The 18,163-nt window shown below is 45.5% G+C and carries 12 protein-coding genes; 4 read left to right on the forward strand and 8 right to left on the reverse strand.

What is annotated here, in order from left to right; genetic code table 11:
- Positions 1–143 precede the first annotated feature (143 nt).
- Entirely contained in the window at positions 144–971 is an 828-nt protein-coding gene (locus AB3G37_RS17870; protein ID WP_369788662.1) for a LysR family transcriptional regulator, read from the forward strand.
- Positions 972–1,120: 149 nt separating this feature from the next.
- Here AB3G37_RS17870 and rlmF read toward each other — a convergent pair whose 3' ends face one another.
- Positions 1,121–2,110: a 23S rRNA (adenine(1618)-N(6))-methyltransferase RlmF gene (gene rlmF, locus AB3G37_RS17875; protein WP_369788663.1), complete on the reverse strand. Its 990-nt coding sequence runs from the start codon at positions 2,108–2,110 to the stop codon at positions 1,121–1,123.
- Positions 2,111–2,349: 239 nt separating this feature from the next.
- Between rlmF and AB3G37_RS17880 the strand changes: the two genes are divergently transcribed.
- Entirely contained in the window at positions 2,350–2,982 is a 633-nt protein-coding gene (locus AB3G37_RS17880) for a flavin reductase family protein (RefSeq protein WP_369788664.1), read from the forward strand.
- 61 nt (positions 2,983–3,043) lie between these two features.
- Here the strand turns inward: AB3G37_RS17880 and AB3G37_RS17885 are convergent, their stop codons facing one another.
- The 7 genes from AB3G37_RS17885 to dinG all read right to left on the reverse strand — a co-directional run bounded on the left by AB3G37_RS17885 (position 3,044) and on the right by dinG (position 15,328).
- The gene (locus AB3G37_RS17885; protein ID WP_369788665.1) at positions 3,044–7,102 is read right to left on the reverse strand and encodes an RHS repeat domain-containing protein; all 4,059 of its coding nucleotides are present in this window, start codon (positions 7,100–7,102) and stop codon (positions 3,044–3,046) included.
- Positions 7,103–7,489: 387 nt separating this feature from the next.
- A complete protein-coding gene (locus AB3G37_RS17890; protein ID WP_369788666.1) occupies positions 7,490–7,816 on the reverse strand; it encodes a hypothetical protein in 327 nt (108 codons plus the stop codon).
- Between the two features lie 444 nt (positions 7,817–8,260).
- Positions 8,261–8,449 carry a hypothetical protein gene (locus AB3G37_RS17895; RefSeq protein ID WP_369788667.1) on the reverse strand — a complete coding sequence of 63 codons (189 nt, stop codon included), beginning with the start codon at positions 8,447–8,449 and terminating at the stop codon, positions 8,261–8,263.
- Positions 8,450–8,675: 226 nt separating this feature from the next.
- Complete coding sequence (locus tag AB3G37_RS17900; protein WP_369788668.1) at positions 8,676–9,857, reverse strand: hypothetical protein; 1,182 nt, start codon at positions 9,855–9,857, stop codon at positions 8,676–8,678.
- Positions 9,858–10,168: 311 nt separating this feature from the next.
- Positions 10,169–12,031, reverse strand: coding sequence for a M3 family metallopeptidase (locus tag AB3G37_RS17905; protein WP_009638215.1), 1,863 nt, complete (start codon positions 12,029–12,031; stop codon positions 10,169–10,171).
- An 80-nt stretch (positions 12,032–12,111) separates the two neighbouring features.
- On the reverse strand, positions 12,112–13,074 hold the full coding sequence (gene ybiB, locus AB3G37_RS17910; RefSeq protein ID WP_369788669.1) for a DNA-binding protein YbiB: 963 nt from the start codon (positions 13,072–13,074) through the stop codon (positions 12,112–12,114).
- A gap of 91 nt (positions 13,075–13,165) precedes the next feature.
- Positions 13,166–15,328 carry an ATP-dependent DNA helicase DinG gene (gene dinG / locus AB3G37_RS17915; protein ID WP_369788670.1) on the reverse strand — a complete coding sequence of 721 codons (2,163 nt, stop codon included), beginning with the start codon at positions 15,326–15,328 and terminating at the stop codon, positions 13,166–13,168.
- A 271-nt stretch (positions 15,329–15,599) separates the two neighbouring features.
- Between dinG and ompC the strand changes: the two genes are divergently transcribed.
- Complete coding sequence (gene ompC / locus AB3G37_RS17920; protein WP_369788671.1) at positions 15,600–16,706, forward strand: porin OmpC; 1,107 nt, start codon at positions 15,600–15,602, stop codon at positions 16,704–16,706.
- 205 nt (positions 16,707–16,911) lie between these two features.
- Positions 16,912–17,721 carry a 5'-nucleotidase, lipoprotein e(P4) family gene (locus AB3G37_RS17925; protein WP_369790989.1) on the forward strand — a complete coding sequence of 270 codons (810 nt, stop codon included), beginning with the start codon at positions 16,912–16,914 and terminating at the stop codon, positions 17,719–17,721.
- The last annotated feature ends 442 nt before the right edge of the window (positions 17,722–18,163 follow it).

An 18,163-nucleotide genomic window follows, 5' to 3' on the forward strand; every position in this document is an offset into this window, starting at 1 on the left:
TCTAAATTTATTCGTATGAAATAAGTGGATTTTTTATTTAAATAAACCCATAAAAAAAATGCAGCGACAGCATCTTTGTTTTAAAAATTATTCTTTTTGTTTGTGTAAAATTTCAGGACATTACAACGCATGAGGTTTAAACAATGATTAGTAAACGATTAAAATCATTTATTGTAACTGTCCAGGAAGGGACAATAGCGAAAGCAGCTGAGAAACTTTATACCACCCCCCCGCCATTGAGTCGGCAAATAAAGCTGTTGGAAAGTGAACTGGGGATTAGCCTTTTCACCCGAAGTAATGCGGGGATGAAGCTAACAGAAAAAGGGAGTGACTTTTATCAAAAAACACTTCAGGCTTATGACTTACTGCTGAGCTTTTCAAAAAATAAAAATGTCAGAAAAACACGTGAAATCATTGTAAATAATTTACCTTGTATGCACATTTACTCTTTATCCGACTATCTTTCACATAATTCAAATATAGTTTCTTCTTATACATCAAATAGCTCCCCTGATATTGTCATATCCAGCAGTCCTATAAATGATGACGGCAAGCTTCAATTCGTAAAGAAAGTCTCAGCCACTATGAATCTAGTTTCAAAAGAAATCAATTTGGATGATAACGATAATTACAAAAAACTGCCTTTTATCCAAAGTTCACGCTTAATGAAATACTACGGCATCAATAATTATCTTAGCTCTCTTGAAGAACAAGGTTTTACCGGCGGTATAATTATTAATGATTGTTTTTTAGCAAGAGTTGAGTCGGTACTTTCAGGAAAAAGCCTCGCCATTATATCTGAAGATTTCTTTTGCTCTTCGTACGCTAAAAAAATGAACATTAAAAGCATTTTAGGGGTGGAGTTTTTGATGGGATACTGGATTTACAAGTCGTCTGCGAATATCAATTGCGACGATATCCTTACTTATTATTTAAAAAAAGAAGGCTCTAAATTAGACGTTGCAGAGTAAAAATTCTGACTGACCTTAAAACTTGGCATGAGTAATGTTGTAAGCTATCTGTAAAGCTGCTCTCTGGCGGCTTTTTTTCACAAATGGCATAAAAAACCCCAGAAAAATATTAATTAATCTGGGGTAATTATTAGATTTTCAAAATTAATTTATGCCCAACGCTTACCCGCCCAGGCTTTTTGCTGTGACGGTGTCAGGAAAGTCCAGGCTACAAAGCGGCTGACTTTCTGCCCCTGTGCCATTTCAACGGTACGCACATTGGTCGCGCCGGCTTCTTCAAGAGCATCGTATATCAACGGCAAGGTCGTTTTTTTGGAAATCAGCACCGTGAACCACAGGCAGTTATTTGCTTTAACTGCGCTTTCTTCAACCATGCGCTCTACAAATGCCTCTTCGCCGCCTTCACACCACAATTCGTTATGTTGACCGCCGAAGTTAAGTTCTGATTTATCTCCACGGCGATTCAGGCCCAGATTATCGCGCTTGCGCTGGCTTCCTGCCGCCGCTTCTTCCGCCGAGGCGTGGAACGGCGGATTACAGATAACCGCGTCATAACGCTCGTCGTGGCGAATAATCGTGTCAAAAATGCGCGGCGGTTTAGCCTGCAAACGGAAACGCACCTGATTGGTTAATAGCGGGTTAGTGGCGACGATTTTTTTCGCAGCAGCCATTGAAACCTCATCAATTTCACTGGCGGTAAAGCGCCAGCCGTATTCACGCAGGCCAATTATCGGGTAAATACAGTTCGCACCCACGCCGATATCCAGAATGGCGACGTTTTTGCCCTGTGGGATCTCGCCGCCGTTGCTGGTCGCCAGCAGATCTGCCAAGTGGTGAATATAGTCTGCACGACCCGGGATCGGCGGACACAGATAATCTGCCGGAATATCCCAGTTTTCAATCTGATAGAAATGGCGTAACAGCGCACGGTTCAGCGCCTTGACTGCCTGAGGATCGGCAAAATCGATCGACAAATCACCCCATTTGTTTTCAGCAACAAAGGCTTCTAATTCGGGACTGCTGGCAATCAGGGCAGGAAAATCATAGCGGCTACGATGGCGATTTCGCGCGTGAAGCCCGCTTTTTTCCTGCGGGAAAACTATCTTTTTATCCTGCGGAATCGCTTTCTTTCTTTCCACCTTAATGACTCTCCAATATCAATGTTAAGCTTACCCGACCACATAAGCTGGTTAAAATAGCACCCGCGTCGGGAAAAATTCTGCCGCGTAAGATAACACAAACCGTCGCCATTGACTGTCGGCATCACACAGAAGGCCACTGTAAATCCAGTCAATCTTGGCTAAGCTATTGAAAACGTCTCATTGGCTGGTCTGCAAATAGTTAATGAGTGAAAAATATTCGGCCCAAAAGGTGAATTATGAGCTCTGACGATCGCTATTTCTATGAACCCGCCAAAGGACATGGCTTGCCACACGATCCGCTTAACGCGATAGTCGGGCCAAGGCCAATTGGCTGGATAGCCTCGCGCAACGCCAAAGGCCAGAGAAATCTTGCTCCCTACAGTTTCTTCAACTGCTTTAATTATCGACCACCAATCATTGGTTTCGCCAGCAGTGGCTGGAAAGACAGCGTGGCTAATATCGTTGAAACAGGGGAGTTTGTCTGGAATCTGACCACCCGTAGCCTGGCGGTGAAAATGAATGAAAGTTCGGCCTCGCTAGAACATGGTCGCGATGAGTTTGAATTTTCGGGCCTGACGCCAATAGCCGGCAGCATTGTTGCCGCCGATCGCGTCGCCGAAAGTCCGGTAAATTTTGAGTGTAAACTTTCACAATGTATTCAGTTGCAAGGCGCATCAGGTGAGAAAATCGATACCTGGCTGGTACTTGGAGAAGTGGTTGCGGTACATATTGCCCGCCATTTACTTAATGAAGAGGGAATTTATCAGACGGCGTTGGCCGAGCCGGTTTTACGTGCCGGTGGTCCGTCGGCCTACTATTCTATCTCTGAAGATTTGCGTTTTGACCTGGTACGCCCCGACGCCCGTTAGTCTTGTGACTTAAATAAGTGATAAAAACCGGGCGACATGCCCGGTTCTCTTTTGCCGATAATTACTTCTTTTCTGCTGCCTGCGTGCCATAAGCGGTATAGCGATACTCGCGAGTCTTGCCTTCTTCATTGGCAGTCATTATAGAGTTTTTACTGTCGGTACCGATAAGTGACGTGGTTTGCTTATCACCCTCATGGTTAATCTGAGCAACATTGCTGCCCGCAGCGTAAACCAGACGCACACGACTATCTTTGGTGTCACTTTGCGACCGCCCTTCAGGGCTCATCCACTCATTGACCAATTTGTTACTACGATAATATAAACGATGTAACTGCTTGGTTTTATCCACAATTTGCCAGCTCAATACGTTCTGAGCATTGTAGCCATAACGGCCACTGCCTTTTTCACCTGCAACACTTTGCAAACGGCCCAATGCATCGTAGGAAAGTTTTCGGCCCGCTTCATCCAAGATCATACGACCTGCAGCATCATAGGTCAGCGCGATTTTTGCAGGATATTCCTTCGCACTCAAACTGTTGGTAACTGAGGTCAACTGACAAGGATCTTTACTGTTTTCAAAATGATAAGTAGCCACATTTTGACTGCCATTTTTAAGCATTGTGGTGCAGGTAGTGATGTTACCCAATACGTCAAAGGTGAAATCCTGGCGAGTAAACGCATTACCATAGGCATCTTTTGGCAGTTGGCCTTCTAGCGGACCAGCTTTGTAAGTTACCAGGCGATTACGCGAGTCGTAGAGATAGGTTTCGTTACATAACACTTCGCTGCCACGCAGGCGAGTGCGGCTCTCCAGCTGGCTATTAACATTCCAGTTCTGCTTGATGTGATAAGTTTCACCGTTGCTATGCGCCACAACTCTCGCCGTTTCACGCCCGAAATCATCAAATGTCAAAGAGGTAGTCAATGTGTGTTTCTTGCTTATTTCTACGACTTCCCAGCCAGTAACCCTCTGAAACTCATCGTAATGAGGGGTGACTTTGAGTTCTGAGTCACTCACTTCCAAAAGCTGACCGGTAGAGGTCCCCGAAATGCCAAATTTACGCTGTCGGCTAACATTTTCAATATCGCTATCCTTCTCGACCGCACCGGCCAATGAATATTGATAGCCAACTGATTTTTCTGTGCCGCCGTGAATAATCGACATTTCAGACTTCATACGACCTGAAGGATAGGTTAACCAACGATTTGATGAATTATTTTCCGTGGCTTTGGTCATCATTGCCGTTGGGAGATGATAGTCAAAAGATTGCGTGACCGCGCCAGCGCCTTCACCGGCATAAAGATGAGTCACCGCATCCCCCAAATTAGGATCGCTGACCGTACGCGTGACGACACCATCTGGCCCTTTTACCGATGTTGGGCGAGTTTGCCAGGCATGGGTATAGGTCATTACACTGGTTCGACCGCCGCTGGTCGTTTCTAGCAAACGCCCGAGACGGTCGAATTTCTGGGTGCCGAGAACAGTCTCTTTGCCGTTCTTATCCGTCACGCTGATTTGAGTCACCAGTTTACCTGTGGAAAAAGGAGCATAGGTTTTACTGATTTTCGAGCCATCGCTCAAAGAAGTCGAAATAACACGATCCTCTTCGTCATAGTTAAAGAGAGTGCTACGCAACAGCGCATCAGTGGATTTACGCAATCTCCCCACCCCATCCCATGATTGAGACTGGGTACTATATTGATTTCCTTGAATTAAAAAAATTTCCGTTTGCAGCGGATGATGAGTTTCGCTGAAATGAGTTACCTGCTTGCCGGTCATTTGCCTGCCATTCTGACTGCTACTCCAGCTAGTCGTGCTGAGTGCAATCGGATCGGTAATGTTGTAATGGATTACGCCATCTTGCCCGGTAGTCGAATAGCTTTGCCCCCAGTTATCCTGAGTTACAACCTGGTTTGATTCAAGGATTTGTGGCGTTTGCGACCCTGGATTGAGGATGTCTCTCCCAGTGACTTTAAAGACCGCGCCAAACTTGTCGTAATGGTTGGTACTGACCAACTGCCAGGCGTCTGACTGCTCTGAAACCATACTTTTTGAATCACGGTCAATCACCCATTGTGTGATTTCACGCCCAAGACCGTCGTAATCCACGCGCATTTTATTGCCAAGAACATCAGTATGAATCGTGCTGGCAGGCTGGTTTTTAAGACGCTCGGGAAGCGTATAACTATAAGTTTCCGTTGAAGTATATGCGGGTTTATCAGGATGGTGTGTCTGAGAAAGGATGCGGCCTAATGCATCATAGGCGTAGGCTACCGTGTTGCCTGCCACGTCGGTTTCCGACAATAGATGCCCGCTGTGACGACAAAGTTTGCTGCTACTTTCAGTGGTAAACAACGGAGTAATGCCATCTTCACTCAGCATCTGGTTTTTAACGCTTTGTATCAGCGTCTCACCTTGCGCCTCCATCGAGAGAGTTTGTTTCACGCTGAAAGTTTTACCATGGGTCGAATATCGTGTACGCAGTTTGCTTTTTACACGACCAAAATTAACCCCGGCCTGGGTGTGATAGATTAATTGCTCGCGAAATTTCGATGTCCCGTTAATCTTTAGCGTTTCAGACTCTTTCAACACCGCGTAGGAAACTGCGCTGCCAGCCAGGGGTGTAAATTTCTGATAGCGATATTCAGTACATGAAACGGGTTCATCAGCATAACTGGTTTTAGGCGGGGTAATTGTGGTGCTCTTGATATAACGGCGAAAACCAAAAGCATCAGCCGGGCAGCCTTCTTCGCCTTCGCAAGAATAGTAGACATGAGTGATGACAGTGCCATCAGGGGCTTTCTGACTAACTAAATTTCCACTGTTTGAATAATCGCCCTTAGCGTCCTTGTCGTAGTCGTACTCGGTGACTTCCGGTGCTTTCAGCTCGCCACCTTTCTGCCACACTTTAGTCACTTTTTGCGGCATCTGTAGTACAGAAGGCTGCTTCTCAAAGTCGAAATTTTCTTTAAGAAAATATTTAGTTGTTTGCGAAGTAATACAATCACCACAGGCAATTTTTTCAATAGTTTGAAGATGGTAACTGTTATAAGTTCGCTGAATTATCTTGTCTTGCTGGCCTTCTGGTGCTTTTTGCGTCTCGATTGAACCATAGATGTAATCGTTAGGAAAACTGTAGATATAATCATTACCGGCATCAAATTGGCCATACTGCAGTGTTCCACCTAAATAGTTATTGCCGGTATAACTGTAGTTAACCGTCATGTCAGGCTGGCCGTAACCGGGAGAAGTAATTAACCGAATCACCGCCGGTACAAATTCGGTGCCAAATTGATGGTTTACCCGCATTGCCTGAGGATCATAGAGAGCCTGCTCGGTGAGACCGGTGGGAGCAGTCACCTCTTTCAATATGCACTTGCCAAACATTCGCAGTTTGTCGTCATCCCAGCTGTAATTCAGACTCCATTTCAAATTATTTTTCAGACTGGTGTTTTCGATATTATGCAAATACTGAGAGCCACTGGCGGTGGTAAAAGAAAGCATTAGTTCAACACTGTCTTTTTTCTCCGGAAATAATGTTATAGAAACATTATCTGGATTTGATTGATAACTTAGTTTGCACAGACAAATGTTATCATCATCCGTTACACTCAATAATTGATTATGACCATTCCATTTTAGTTTTAAACGGCTGCCCAGTGGCGACTCTATAAATCGAGGTAAATTAAGCGTTGAAGCACCATTGTTTGTCGTCAGGTATTCACATTGCCCAGATTTGTGAACAATACGATAAAAAGTATCTGATCCTTCGGTGTATTTTTTAATCCTGATATTGTCGAGTTTATTCTGGCGAATAGTCAAAGATTTAGCAAACTCATCAACCTTATACATTTCACCAGTACTCAAGGTCAGCACTTTACTTAGACTGTCATAGGATGAAAGCCCCAAAATTACGCCAACGCCCAATCCGAACAGGTTTTCAGTCAGCATCGGCGAATAACGCAGGGTCATATCAAGGAATGGACCGCGTTTATCATTACCGGCTAAATTTTCCAGTGGGAAATTAAAAAGAAATATCCCGGTACGAGGGTCAACTCGCCCTTGCGCGGCACTCACAAAGTTAAATGCCTGGGTAAATATAGTGTTCCCTTCACTCATAATTCAAGATCCCCACAGGTATATCAGAATTTATTGCCCTCACTTTTAAATGAAGGCATTGTAATAAAATAACTATATTATCTATAGACCGTAAAACAGCGACCCTCAGAAAACTTTAACTCCTTAATGCTCGCCTTTAAAATGAATTTTAACCGCCCCGGAGTCACCAAAAGCTACACTTGATAGCCACCTAATTTCTTTTATTGCCGAGTATTGCTGCACTCGTGGCATAGGTCTTCTCAAGAAATTCTATTTTCAGGTTATTAATAAAGTTAATTTCAGAAGCCTTGTTATGCTTTTTAATATCTACTTTTTTGGTCGTCCATGATGCATCCCTTTAAACATTATGGAATCGCAGTCTATAAACTTAAAAAAACCTCTCGAATATTAAACAATATAGGGCGTGTAGCCTGTATCATGAAAAGCAATAACAACTTCCCCTGAATTACCAAAAGCATCAGTGACAGTTATATAGGCATTATTAATATTATCGCTCCAATCACGTTTGACCAAGTCAGTTTCACGTGGCTGAATATTATAAACATAGAGAGTAATTCCGCGTGCATCCTTACCTTTTAATAGGCTTGACTTAATTAACTTTTCCCCTTTAGGCTGAGATGTATACCATGTATTGATACCGGTCCAATTATTGGTCGTTAAACGTATCGGATAATCAGTTCCTATTGCGTCAGCCGAGGGATCTGGGGTTCTCACTACAGGTTCAACCCACCAACCGTAAGTATCATAGCCTTTCCCTTTCCAACCAATCCAGGCACTGCATTCGCCCTCAGGTTTTTACTGGTTTCGCCTTTCACTTTAAAATCCACCAATTCATAGCGAGAATCGCTAATATACTTTTGGCTTCTGATTAGCATTGGAGCATAGGTACAAGGAGCGATGCTAGTTCGTGTAGAACCTGAGTCCCAATGAAAATCAAGCGAATTGTGATCAATCCAGTTCAAATTAGTAGGTACTTCCCACAGACTTTTGTCACTAAACATGTGAATCAGTATAATTTACTGCTTTACAATATTTTGTCTTAACATCGGTATAACTCAAGCTTGAATTATCATAGGCTTTAAACAGCAATTCTTTGCCACTTGCTACGTCATACAAGCATAAACAGTGCAATAACTCTTCGGGTGCAAAATTAGCCGGCTATTTATTCGAGTCCCCAACAAACATATTAAGACTTATTTTTACACCTACTTGATTTTGCTTATTAGCATGAATAGTCGCCACCTGTGCTGCAGTTCTGTCCAGGAACTCTATTTTGAAATCACTAACAAATGTTACATCTGAAATGCTGTGAACTTTTGAACCAAAAAGCGTTTTTTGATCATCCATGTTAATTCTCCTCGTTTACATATTTGTGAGTAAAATTCAATACGAACATCGTTATAATAACCATAAATTTGATAACTAAATCCGCTCACTCATTTTTAAGTGTGTTATATGACCTCAATAAAACACATGGATCTAAAAAACCAGTTTAAGGAAGTTTTTACAGAATTAATGTTAATATCCCAAGGAAACGCTTAGGAATATAAACACTTGAAAATTCACATCTACCTCAAGAAATATAATATTTATAATTTTCGTTCTCGAAGCAAATATCTACGACGCCAGAGTTGCCAAAAGCATCCGTCACCGTGACTGAGGCTTTATAAATTTCATCATCCCAGTAGGATTTATACGCATCACCAACATGAACTTTAATGTTAAAGAAATATATAGTAATGCCTTTTTTATCACAGCCATTTAGATACTGATTACTGATAAATTCATTATTTGTGGTATCAATCCAATAAGATGTACTTACACCCAGATGACCAGAAGTATTAATAACATTATGACCCTCATAACCAATTGCTCTTGTTTGAGCACCTGGCGCTGTTAATTTAGGCTCAACCCAACAACCGTAAATGTCATAATTTGACGATCCTGTCCAGCCAATCAGAGCACTGCATTGCCCAGACATAGAAGGGACTGATTCTCCAGTTACTTTAAAATCTACAATTTCATAACGGTTATCAGTATGATACTTCGCACTTTCAATTAATGATGAGGCATAAGAGCACGATGCGTAATCGGTTCCACTACTCATCGCCAACCATTTAATTGGCATTTGATCCGTATCGATCCAGTGTTTGTCTTCAGTGGGCATCTGCCACATGTTCTTATCACTGTAATCAATAGCTATAATGGCGTTAATTGCCAACGTTACTTTTGGGAAATCTTTAATGTTGCCACTCGTATCAACATAAGATTCTGGATAAACATTTACGTTTAAATTACTGAGTCGAGCATATATATCGAAAGTTTTAAAGTCATTAGCCATAACATAAAAAACGATACTGTGAGTATATTTCAACTCTTCAGCAGTTGGATCATTACCTTGGTAAACCTGCAAACCTGAATAATCTACCGCTTTACTGTAGGAGTTTTTATCATTGGTATAACTCAATCCAGAATCATCATGAGATTTAAACAAGAGTTCCTTATCACTGGCGACATCATACAAGCTCAGGCAGTGCAATAACTCCTTTTCTGTAATGTTGGCAGGCTGTTTATTGTCATCACCAATAAAAATATTAAGACTCAGCTTAATGCCTACTTGGTTACTCTTGTTGGCATGGATGCTAGCGACTTGTGCCGTGCTTCTATCGAGAAACTCTATTTTAAAGTCACTGACAAGTTTCACATCCGCAACCTTGTCAATTCTCATACCATATGCTGTTTCCGGTACGTTCATTTACTACTCCACTGGTTAATTGTTAAAATTCAGAACCTGCGGCCTCTTCGAAATAATCAAGGACCGAATCGGGCTGGATAAAAATTAGCATTGGAGTTAAAAGCATACCAATCAGCAAGTATCACAAAATCAATAATGAGGTTTAAGGCTAATTATGAGTTTCTATGTAAGAAAAGTGAGATTGGAAAAGATTTTAAGCCGGGATAAGTACAAAAAAACCTCTTATCGCGTTACCGATAAGAGGGGAGATATCATGTTAACCGTTATTTAGTCCATATTTTATCGATGTCATTTAGTATCGACGTTATAACTTATCGACGTAAATAGGTTTGCTCGACAAAATCAGCGAAGTCTTGGCACATTGCATCATCGCCTTCGGCGTTATCAGCCAGCACGCGTTTGCCGTCTACCACTTTAATATGCACGTTGAGATCAAAATCAGCTGCCGTTTGCTCACGAGTAGCGGCCTGAGCAATGACCTCCTGAGCGTCCTGCCACGCACTTTCAACCGTCTGGTTGCAGGCCTCGGCCAAATAATCAGGATTAAATCCTTCGCCAGTCAAGCTACGCAGCGTTTCGTCGTGACTCACGCTGTTACCCGGCGTCCAATAATGTTTTGCCAGATCCGGTCCAATCGCCGCATTGTCAGTCAGATAACCATCACGCTTAAGGAAGAAGGCACGAGTTTGCTCCACCGCCATCAGTGCCAATAAATAGCCCTGATAAGAACAGGCAGATTCTAGCGACAGCAAATGTGGCACCGCCAGCGTCGGCCTTGGGCTGCCTGCAACACCAAGAATATGGGTTTCAACATCACGAGCCAATGCAGTGATAGCTTCAGGCGTACATTTCTCTTCAGGCCATTGATAAAGCTGCCATTCAAAATACGGCATCAGCAGAATATGGCGTTCGTTGAATGCCCGCATCGGCTGGCGCGCCGCAATGCTTTCCTGAATCAGCGCATCCGGCACCGACTCACCCTGCTCATTTTTGGCATAGCGTTTCAACCAATCGGCATCGTCAAGCAGGCTATCGCAAAACATCGACTGTGTTTCCGCATAAGCCATTGAAGTCGGAGGGAACTCCATCGAGAAACAAGGCGCATTTTGACGAATGTTGGCGAAATGTGCAGCATGGCCGCCCTCATGGAACAAGGTCGCTAAACCCGTTGCGCCACTGCCCACCTGATCCGGTTTCGCGAGGCTGGTAAAGTTAATCACCGCCGGAACCCATTTGCCCTGATCGACAAACGGCGGTACCGGTCCATGCATAAAACCATTCTCGTATTTACCTTCGCGCACCAGCAAATCGAGCTGCATTTCTGCCCCGTTGAATCCAATGTGCAGGCGCTTAAAGCTGTTGATCCAGCGGCTTAGCGAGTCAGCAAACGGAAAATAGGGGTCCAGCTGACGTGTGACATCTCCAGCACTGGCATAGCGAATATTCCATGGCATCAGCGCGCCGTCGCCTGCACGATCCACCAGCTCATTCAAGCTGCGCACGTTGGCTTCGCGAGTCTGCTCCTCAAAACGGTCGAGGATGGCAAACAGTTGCTCGGGGCTCATCTGCTCGGTTTTATTTACTTTGTAATCAAAGTAGTTGCGATACCCCTGCTGGCGCGCAAAGCGGTTACGCAGGGCGATAAGTTCAGGAAAACCGTTAACGAGCAGCCACTGCTCTAACTCACGCAGGGCGATTTGCGAACTGCGACGATACTCTTCGTTTTCATTGGTGGCCTGATTGGTCAGCAGCTCGCCGAGTGAGGCATTGACCAGCTCGCCCTTGCTGTTGGTGTGCATCAGTTTGTGCAGCTTGCGTTTGCCGTAAAGCGTCGACTCTGCCTGAATTATCTCTTCGAGCAGCGCCTGAGCTTGCGGATCTTCAATCGCATTGCAGTCAAAAAAGCGATACCAGCCACGCAGGCCGGTCAGCAATTGTTGCTGTGCCTCGCTTTTTGGCTCAGCCTCAACGGTTGCAATATGATCACGCAGTTCTGCCAATCGAGCCGGATTGGAAATAAAACGTTTAAAAACCGTTTCAGCATTGGAAAATCTATCGGAAACATCGTGGTCTCCGGTGCCCATATAGTTCTGCCAGAACAGCTCTTCTTTCGTTTTGTGTACCTTCAGATAGTCGTGATTCAGTGCGGTGAAATATTCCTGTGACTGTTTCATAGCGTCCTTCTTGGCTGAAAGTAAAAGAAATTATGCTTAGAGTGTAAGTTCAGACCTAATGTCTGTCGACAGTCCAGCCGCTAAAAAAGCTGCTCGACCAGCATGAGGGCTTCTGCCATATCTGGCGCAAGTTCGGTAGCAACCAGACAACAGGCGAGCTGATGCAAAATGGCCTGTGGGACGGCGACTTTTGCTTCAAGACAGTCTTGAATCCAATCTGCGGTGGTTTGTGCATCTTTGGCAGCTGGCAGATTTTGCGCACTGAACTCCTGCCGTTCGAGCAAGATTTTCTGTTCACCGTGACCAATAAGATGAACTGGCGCGCTGCGTAGCGGGTTAGCGTACACTTCGCCCTCAGTTCCCTGCGAGAGCAGAGCGAGCCCGCCAACGTCTTGGAAGAAAGAGGATACTCGCTGGATATATTCAGGATGAGAGACACTGGCCAATCTCAGCGCAGGTTGATCAATAAACGGCGTTGCCAGCTTGGCAAGGGTATGGCTGCTGTTCCGCACCCCCATCTGCCAGCGTAGCTGTAACTGCTGGTCGATCGGTGGGCAAAGTATCGAAACCGGGATAAACACCGGACCGCGACCTTCATTGAGCATGGCCTGCGCTTGCTCGGCGCAATCAGCGGCTTTAATACCCAATGCCTGGAAAATTTCATAACTAGTGATGCGGCCCGGATCTGAAGTCACACCGTGAACAATCACCGGCAAACCAAGCCGGTGCAGCAAAATTGCCAGCAGCGGGGTCAGGTTAGCCTGCTTACGCGCGCCATTATAGCTGGGAATGACCACCGGCATCGGGCGCTCGGCGGGCGCTTGCAGCCTGAGAGTCTGCTCTTCCATTGCCTGGTAAAAGCCCAGCATCTCCTGCTCTGCTTCGCCCTTGATACGAAAGGCAATTAACAAACCACCGAGCTGCAAATCAGGCACTTCACCTGCCAACATTAAACGGTACAGCTCTAAAGCCTGTTCCCTGTCGAGATCGCGGGCATGATTTTTACCGCGTCCGACTTCTTTAATAACTTTTGTGAAATCCATTGTTCTTTCCTCACCTGCGAATAACACCAGCATAACTCAGCCAATGGCGGGGAGAAACCTTGCCGTTACATCGCAGATAAGGAAAGCAGGACTAACGTTTACGACGCGCTTTGACCACTTTGGTTTTGGTTAACGGAATATATTTTCCGAAACCAGGCTCTGGCATTTCGCGCTGTTCGATAGGGAAAACCGGCAGCGCGGCCAGTAGTCGAGAACCATAGTTTTTGGTGATCAAACGGCGGTCATAAATCACGATTTCACCGCGACACTCATGACTGCGGATCAATCGCCCTACTTGCTGGATCAGATTGAACGAGGCGCTAGGCAAGCTCTGCACTTCAAAAGGGTAGCGTTTCAGCGTTTTTAACCACTCGCCTTCGGTGAGGATCACCGGACTGTCGATAGGCGGGAAAGCAATCTTGTGGATATGCACCTGCGTGAGCAGGTCACCTTTGAGATCCAACCCTTCGGCAAAGGACTGCAAGCCAATAAGGACGCTGACCTTTCCGGCCTCGACGCGCTGACGGTGCTCTTCAACCAGTCGATAGCGCGGCTGATCGCCTTGCACCAGCAAGGTTAATCGCAGATCCGGCATCAGCTCGACAAATTGCTGCAGTGCGCGATTACTGGCAAACAGTACCAGCATGCCGCGATGTTTTTCTGTTGCCAGTTCAGCGCGGAAGAAATCGCTCATTTCCTGAATATGCTGCGCTTCGTTGGCCATTAACGGCTCGCTGCGCATCTGCGGAATAACAATCTTTCCCTGCTCGACGTGATTGAACGGCGAATCGAGGCTGATAAACACGTCACCCGCCCTTTCATTGAGGCCGCTCATCTCCTGAATACGTGAAAAACTATTCAATGAACGCAGCGTTGCCGAGGTCATCACCACGTGCGGCACTTTTCGCCATAGCATTTTCTCCAGCTGTTCGCTGACGCGGATCCCGACACAGTGAAACACCAGATGGCTCTGATTATCGAAATATTCGCGCGTCACCCATTTGCCAATCGGCGCATTGGAGGCTTTATCTAACGCCGCCAGACGCCAAAGTTTGGTCATGGTTTCCAGATAACCGAGCATTCGACTCATCTGCAAAATGGCACGATGCAGGCGCAACACATCATGCTTGCCGGTTTTTTCACTGAGATCGTTAAGCATAAATTCGGCTAAACCGCGCAATGCATCCGTGAGCTTGAACTGGCGGGCGCAAAGCTCGGTGAGATCTGCGGGCAAAATGCCCATTTCGAAACGATATTCAGCCTCTGGCTCGTCGGGCGGTAAAAACTGATTAACCTGCTGCTCAATCAACTGCAACAGTTCGCGCATTTCGGCGGTATGGTTATGCAGGCGCTCGGCATTAGCCAACGGTGGCGGATTCTTTGGCGTGAACAGCGCCAGGCATTGCTCAAACTGGCGGACAAAATTGTCCAGTTGCAAATGGTTCCACACCGCCGTGATTTCGGCATCGACCTCAAGAGCATCGCGCGCCACGTCGGGCAAATGATGGCCCTCGTCGAGCACCAATAGTAAGTCTTTGGCATTGGGTAATACTGATTCAGACTCCAGCGCAGCCATCACCAGCGCGTGGTTGGTCACCACCACATCAGCACTTTCAATCTCTTTGCGCGCCACAAAATACGGGCATTCTCGGAAATAATGACAGTTTCTCCCCAAGCAGTTGGCTTTATCCGTGCTGAGTTTTTGCCAAAGCGGGTCCTGAATCGTTTGTTTATAATGGTCGCGCAGCCCGTCCCACTCATAGCGACTTAGCGCCTTCTCAAGCGTTGAACAGAACTGCTGCTCTTCGCCGCTGGAGGGTGCGAGTTCATCGCCTAAAAACAGGCCGAGATCGCCCTGCGCATTTTCAGTGCTCATCATCGACAAGTTGCGCGGGCAAACATAGCGCCCACGGCCAAACGCCCCGGTAAATTTGAGGTCGGGGATGATTTTCTTAAGCAGCGGCAGATCTTTACTGAAGATCTGATCCTGAAGCGCAACGTTGGCGGTGCTGACCACCAAAGGCTTTTCTTCTGCCCGGCTGACGGCAATTCCGGGAATGAGATACGACAGGGTTTTCCCTACGCCAGTGGGCGCCTCGATAGCGAGGTGTCGGGCTGAATCACTGGTAAATGCCTTTGCGACCTCGGCAATCATCTGACGCTGAGGGGCACGGGAGATAAAATCCGGGATTTGCTGCTGCAGGGCTTTGTACCACTGGCTTATCTGATCTTTTACTGCGGAGGACAGCGCCATGCATCTCTTATCATTTTCATAGGTTCTCGCTATTGTCCCACACTCGCCCGCCTACGTCAGCCGCAAATTAAATAGCTACCGCCATTATTAGCTAGCTTATTAAAATCATTGAGTTAAAAAAGCACCTTCCTATTTCAATGTCATAAATTGATCACATTAATAAGGTAAAAAACTCTCGCTGTAAAAACTTCCACTCATAGATGGAAATAACAGCATTGATGATGACTAGCGTCCTTTAATTAAAATTGTTGTTACCAAAACAGGGTTGAAAATGAAACGTAATATTTTGGCAATATTAATCCCATCATTATTAATTGCCTCAGGCGCACACGCAGCAGAAATTTATAATAAAGACGGAAATAAACTCGACTTTTATGGGAAAGTGAAGGCCGAACATTATTTTTCTGATGCCAGCAGCAGTGACGGCGATCAGAGTTATGTACGTTTTGGATTTAAAGGCCAAACAAAAATAAACGATCTGATGACCGGATATGGCCAATGGGAATATCAGGTTGCAGATAACGTTTCTGAGGCACAGGGAACCAGCACTGGCACCAAAACACGAATCGGTTTCGCTGGTTTGAAATTTAGCCAATACGGTTCTTTCGACTATGGCCGTAATTACGGCGTGCTCTACGACGTGGCAGGCTGGACCGATATGTTCCCGGAATTTGGTGGTGATGGTTATACCAAAGCCGACCGCTTTATGACGGGGCGCGGCAACGGCATGGCGACTTACCGCAACCGCAACTTTTTTGGCCTGATTGACGGGCTGAACCTGGCTCTGCAATATCAGGGCAAAAATGATGACAGCAGCTCGCGTACTGCTTCAACCTCTAATGGCGATGGATACGCAGTTTCTGCAACCTATGATATCGGTGCAGGTATCAGCGCGGGGGGTGCGTATACCTCTTCCGATCGCACCAATACGCAAGCTAATTCTACTCTGGGAAAAGGTGACAAAGCCAACGCCTGGAATGCCGGCCTGAAATATGACAATAACGGCGTTTATTTAGCGGCTATCTATGCTCAGACCGAACGTATGGTGGGAATTTCTGTTCCAGCTGGCGTATCGAGCCTGACTAATTCCGCAGTCAGTGGTTATGCTGATAAAACTCAGACCTTCGAAGCCGTTGCACAATATCAGTTTGACTGGGGTCTGCGCCCTTCTCTTGGCTATGTTCAGACCAAGGCAAAAGATATTGAAGGCGTGGGCGATGCCGACCTGATTAAATATATTGACGTGGGCACGACCTATTATTTCAACAAGAACATGTCAACTTTTGTTGATTATAAAATCAACCGTCTTAGCAACGATAATAAATTGGGCCTAAATAATGACGACGTGGTTGCCGTAGGCCTGGTTTACCAGTTCTAATAATAAGACCTTGCATCAATATCATTTCATTTTACCTTCGCCGGGCTCATCCCCCGGCTTTTTTTGTCATATGAAAAGCTTATCCACGTCAAAAATCTGTTCGTAAGTACTTTTCCAGCCCGCTGAATCTGCTAAAGTTTTTCTGACCCACGCCTGGGAGCAACAAACTTCTTAATTTCCCCATCACAGGATGATAACGATAATGATGAAGAAAGCCTCGCTGTACGGCACGAGTGCCCTGGTTTTTCTGGCACTGACCGGTTGTGCACAGCAAACAAAATCAGACGCCAACGCACAATTAAACGATCAGTCGGTAATGGCGCTAAACTGGTTCCAGCAGTCGGGTGAATATCAGGCTCTGGCCTATCAGGCATTTACCACCGCAACCTACGCCTTTGACAAAGCACAGTCTCTGACCGGTAAACAAAAAGCCGTCGTGGTTGACCTGGATGAAACCATGATCGACAACAGCGCCTACAGTGCGTGGCAGGTCAAGGCCAATAAGCCGTTTGATGATAAAAGTTGGTCACGATGGACTCATGCGGAACAGGCAAAAGCCATCCCAGGTGCCGTTAGTTTTGCCCAATATGTGGATAGCCATGGCGGCACGATGTTCTATGTTTCTAACCGCGCTCAGAATGACTACGCTGCGACAGTCGCTAATCTTCAACGCCTCGGTTTCCCGAACGTGACCGAAAAAACGCTGCGTTTAAACACCGCGACCTCAAATAAACAGGCTCGATTTGATGAGATTAAAAACGAGGGTTACAACATCGTGTTGTACATTGGCGATAATCTCAATGACTTTGGCGCTGCCACTTATCACAAAGGCAATGCCGAGCGCCGCAACTTTGTCGCCAGCAACCATAACCTGTTTGGCACTCAATTTATCGTGCTGCCAAACCCGTATTACGGCGACTGGGAAAGTGGCCTGGCCCCGAATTACAACCAGCTAACGCCTGAGCAAAAGCTGAAAGTCAGAGACGACGCTTTAAAAGCGTGGAATGGGAAGTAACCTGCATCAAGGTTTTGTAATTTCAATTTGGAATCTAAAGGCAATTTTTAGATTCCAAACCATTATACTGTGTAGTGACTGTGTAGTGACTGTGTAGTGACTGTGTAGTGACTGTGTAGTGACTGTGTAGTGACTGTGTAGTGATTAGGGTGCTGCACCTGGCTTAACTTTATGATTTCAATTTCATGACTTCAACTTCATGTGCTTCGCCCATAACTTTTTATGATATTACGACAGACTCCCTCTGCCATATAAAAACCGGTTACCCTTACCCTCTCAAATTTGTAGGATATTTTCGACATAACCTTTAATAAAGTCTAAAAATGTGATCAATGTTGAACGGTGTTATTTAGCCGATGGTTTAAGGTTGTAATTTCCTTTACCCTATCCTTGCACTAACGCCCAGCATTCCCGCACTGATTTTAATTAACAGACGAAGAAT

It is taken from the genome of Rouxiella sp. WC2420 (assembly GCF_041200025.1).
Classification (GTDB): domain Bacteria; phylum Pseudomonadota; class Gammaproteobacteria; order Enterobacterales; family Enterobacteriaceae; genus Rouxiella.

Coding starts and splice junctions, on each gene's coding strand:
- ybiB (WP_369788669.1), bottom strand. CDS start 13,074: ATGGATTTCACAAAAGTTATTAAAGAAGTCGGACGCGGTAAAAATCAT.
- AB3G37_RS17905 (WP_009638215.1), bottom strand. CDS start 12,031: ATGAAACAGTCACAGGAATATTTCACCGCACTGAATCACGACTATCTG.
- AB3G37_RS17880 (WP_369788664.1), top strand. CDS start 2,350: ATGAGCTCTGACGATCGCTATTTCTATGAACCCGCCAAAGGACATGGC.
- ompC (WP_369788671.1), top strand. CDS start 15,600: ATGAAACGTAATATTTTGGCAATATTAATCCCATCATTATTAATTGCC.
- AB3G37_RS17895 (WP_369788667.1), bottom strand. CDS start 8,449: ATGGATGATCAAAAAACGCTTTTTGGTTCAAAAGTTCACAGCATTTCA.
- dinG (WP_369788670.1), bottom strand. CDS start 15,328: ATGGCGCTGTCCTCCGCAGTAAAAGATCAGATAAGCCAGTGGTACAAA.
- AB3G37_RS17925 (WP_369790989.1), top strand. CDS start 16,912: ATGAAGAAAGCCTCGCTGTACGGCACGAGTGCCCTGGTTTTTCTGGCA.
- AB3G37_RS17885 (WP_369788665.1), bottom strand. CDS start 7,102: ATGAGTGAAGGGAACACTATATTTACCCAGGCATTTAACTTTGTGAGT.
- AB3G37_RS17900 (WP_369788668.1), bottom strand. CDS start 9,857: ATGAACGTACCGGAAACAGCATATGGTATGAGAATTGACAAGGTTGCG.
- AB3G37_RS17870 (WP_369788662.1), top strand. CDS start 144: ATGATTAGTAAACGATTAAAATCATTTATTGTAACTGTCCAGGAAGGG.